The organism is Candidatus Margulisiibacteriota bacterium, assembly GCA_028706105.1.
In the GTDB taxonomy this organism is placed as follows: Bacteria; Margulisbacteria; Riflemargulisbacteria; order GWF2-35-9; family DYQY01; genus DYQY01.
Map to the genome: position 1 here is coordinate 1 of JAQWCF010000133.1, position 3,414 is coordinate 3,414.

At 31.3% G+C, this 3,414-nt stretch carries 4 protein-coding genes; all 4 read right to left on the reverse strand.

All coding sequences use genetic code 11. The annotated features are described in order from the left end of the window. Positions 1-121: 121 nt before the first annotated feature. On the reverse strand, positions 122-994 hold the full coding sequence (locus PHF25_09235; GenBank protein MDD4528192.1) for a GLPGLI family protein: 873 nt from the start codon (positions 992-994) through the stop codon (positions 122-124). A 247-nt stretch (positions 995-1,241) separates the two neighbouring features. Continuing rightward, positions 1,242-1,448 carry a TIGR04149 family rSAM-modified RiPP gene (locus tag PHF25_09240; protein ID MDD4528193.1) on the reverse strand — a complete coding sequence of 69 codons (207 nt, stop codon included), beginning with the start codon at positions 1,446-1,448 and terminating at the stop codon, positions 1,242-1,244. Between the two features lie 62 nt (positions 1,449-1,510). Then, positions 1,511-3,061: a vitamin K epoxide reductase family protein gene (locus PHF25_09245; protein ID MDD4528194.1), complete on the reverse strand. Its 1,551-nt coding sequence runs from the start codon at positions 3,059-3,061 to the stop codon at positions 1,511-1,513. A 180-nt stretch (positions 3,062-3,241) separates the two neighbouring features. Beyond that, complete coding sequence (locus PHF25_09250; protein ID MDD4528195.1) at positions 3,242-3,406, reverse strand: helix-turn-helix domain-containing protein; 165 nt, start codon at positions 3,404-3,406, stop codon at positions 3,242-3,244. Positions 3,407-3,414: the final 8 nt, after the last annotated feature.

A 3,414-nucleotide genomic window follows, 5' to 3' on the forward strand; every position in this document is an offset into this window, starting at 1 on the left:
TTTAAAAATATCAAATTAAAGCGGGGAAAATAAGCTGTGCCGATGAATCAAGTTTTACTTTATGTCAATTGTAATATTCCGACCAATTTGTTTCAATGTTTAGAGCCACACACATTATTAATTAGTCCTTATTTTCTTCCTCCATGAATATGATATCTTTTGATAATGGTTTCTCATAAATAATAACATTTCCTTTATCTTCTATTAAATAACTATTTCTTTTGTTTCGGATAAACTTATAAAACTGATTCAACTCTTTGCAAATTTCAGTATTCTTGCCATAAGAAATATCTATTGGAGTATTTTTAATTTTTTGGATGCCAATAGCCTTGACGTGGAAAATTCCGTCACTCGTTTTAGCCTCTAGAATAAGACCCGGTAAACCGTATAGTTTCCACGGGCCATCATTAACCGGTAGTTCCTGGGTAAAATAGGCGTCATATTCTCTTCCCCTGAATTTTGTTGTTGCCTTATGACATGGATAACCCAATACCCGACAGGTGTCACTACCAATCACCCATTGCTGTGGTAACAAATCTTCTGATAAAAAAATTGAAATATCTTCTCCATTCGCCTGATTTTGATCTAATGTATAAACTCGGTTTTGTTCACGGTTTTTGTAAGTTTTGGTTGAAATATAATTATCCAATTTGAAAACATTGTGTTGATATTCATTTTTTCCTATAATTATATTTTCCAGATCATCGGATCGAGTGTACTCTATGGAAAGAGACTTAATCTGCTCAGGCTTTATAAACTTATCGATTGTTTTATTCGGCACTGTCATGTCATAAAATACAGACAACCTATCGCCTATATCCAGTGCCATTGTATCTGCTCTCGAAAGACTCTTATTTAAGTAATTATTTTGACTAAAATCATACACAACACGTAAACGTGCTGTATCCCCATCGATTTTGACATCCGTGTTTTGGGCATTACCATTTGTTATAAATGCAAATGCCACAGCAATTTCAAATACTCGTATTTTCATATTAATATTTTCCTCCTTTCCTTTGGGACCACTCATCTATGGTGGCAGTTTTATATCTCAAATAAATAAATATTGAAAAATGTAATTGTTCTGTATAGAGAACTTAGATTACCGTTTTAATTTGATGATTCTTAATCTTATGATCTTTTAAAGGTCATATTAATGCTGTGATTTTACTGCTATTATAGCTATAAAGAGTAAGGAACGAACCCTCACTCTTTATAATTCTAGTTATAACTTAGAACACTTAAAGTTGGACACATCCACACTTATTAAAAATTCTCGGAATTTTTCGGCAGACACCGCCTAGTCCATTATCTGTCAAACAAGCACCATAGCATAGAGTTGCATCAGGGTCACACGAAAGGGAGCCACTTCCACCAACAATCTGTTTCATTTCACTGTCTTCCAACACAACTACTTCTTGCAATTCGATTTTTTTTAACTTTTTCATAAGCATAAAAATTTAAAATTATTAATTACACCTGTTGCCTTCTTATATATGCAACAAGCTTTTCATATCTCAATATCGGAGAAAAAATGCAGATCTTCAATTTTAAAATTCTCTGGCAACTTATAACCGTTCACCAAGATTGTGGGAGTTGCCCTTAGACCCGATTTTTCCTTCCATTGCTCATGCCTGGCAAATTCATTGGCTATATTTGGTTCTTCTATCTTCACAGGGTGCTTTTGAAAAATGGTTTCTTTATCATATTTTCCCTTTTCAAACCATTCATTATAAATTGTTTTAAACTCATCGTTTTTTTGCCGGTAAACCCCAATAAGAAATTGATTGGATATGTCCAATTCCTTATGGAAAGATGAAAAAATATATTGCACGCAAAGGTTTTCATTTTTATTTAACAAATCATTCACTCTTTTATGCATTCTAGCACACGGATTACAATGGGGGTTTGTAAATATTGTTATCAAAAATTTAGAATTTAGGTTACCTAATAGAATGGACGATGTCTCTCTTGTTACAACATAATAAGGTTGTTTTTTCAATAGTGATTTAAAAACGTCTTCATCGGCCTTGATGTTGTTTATTTCATAGTTTATATTTTCAACTTGTAAACTTTTCATCAGAATTGATAAAACCAAATTGGTGCACAATATAAAAAGCAAATATGATAATCCCGTAATGGACAATTCCGACATTGACAGGGTTGAAACAAGAAGAAATCTAAAAGATAAGTTAATTACAAACAGTCCCCATAATAAAATGATCACAATAAGGCACAAGGGGCACCATTGCCTGGCTTTGAATTTCTGATACCAAATACTCCAAAAACTATATGGCAAACAAAAGACATTGATTAATGCAAGGTAAGGAATATATGAAGGTAACAAACAAATAACAAATATATTAGTCACAAAATAACTTAATCCTATTTCACTCCAGCTAAAAACTCCAAAAAGCTTGGCCGCATTAGACTCAAGTATATTATTACAATCGCTGTGTTTAAATAATGAACAAAGCCTATCACTATAAGTGCTTTGGATATTTAATTGTTTAAGAACTAATAAATAACCTATATAGACACCTATTGAATTTATTAACAGCAGTAAAATAAGTCCAACATCAAAATAACTCTTATTCTGAATAAAAGAAATAAAAAGCAAAAAAAATAAAATCAGGAGGATAGATATTTTTTGAAGATACTTAAGAATTTGAATTTTGAAATGTTTATTGTATTCCGGTTCAATTGAATCCTTATTTCGTTCAGCGATAAGCACAATCCCTGTCCATATTTTATTAAACTCTTCTATCGGAATTTTTATACTTTTGTCTCTTTGGGTGAATTGGATTTCATCCTCTAATATTTTTTCAATAATAACGAAGTCGTCATTGATATGGGCAATAAAAGGAGTTTCTATTAATCGTATATTATTTTTGTCTATAAGTTTAAGTCCGGCATTTTCCACACCGTATTCTGAAAGCATAGAAGACAAACCAAATAAATTGTATTTATGAGGGTGCTCGTTGAAGAATTGATTCGAAAAAAGATGTGTATGCCTTACCCTCAACAACTCTAATAAAGATATGAAAATGTTAGTTTTCATATTAATTATGTTTCATGATTGAAAAGACATAAATAGTTATTAAATAATTATTTATGCGTTAAAGTAACGTATAAATTTTCGATAAAAAAAATAAAATTTTATGTTTTAAAACATAAAACCAACTAAAAGTTTTCTATACAATCATTATGAGTTTTACACTCATAGGAAATTACCTTTTATTTAATTTACGCTTTCACTTTTCAAGTGGCGATACAGTGTCAATTTACTGATATTTAAAATATCGCAAATCTCATTTACATTATTTTCATTGCTTTTATACAACGAAACTGCTGCTTTAGCTGTTTTTTTGGCTTCAGGACTGAGGCCCTTCTTTCGGCCACCCAAACGTCCAC

Bases quoted from the DNA above. Each gene is read 5' to 3' on its own strand.
- PHF25_09235 (MDD4528192.1), bottom strand. From the start codon at position 994: ATGAAAATACGAGTATTTGAAATTGCTGTGGCATTTGCATTTATAACA.
- PHF25_09240 (MDD4528193.1), bottom strand. From the start codon at position 1,448: ATGAAAAAGTTAAAAAAAATCGAATTGCAAGAAGTAGTTGTGTTGGAA.
- PHF25_09245 (MDD4528194.1), bottom strand. From the start codon at position 3,061: ATGAAAACTAACATTTTCATATCTTTATTAGAGTTGTTGAGGGTAAGG.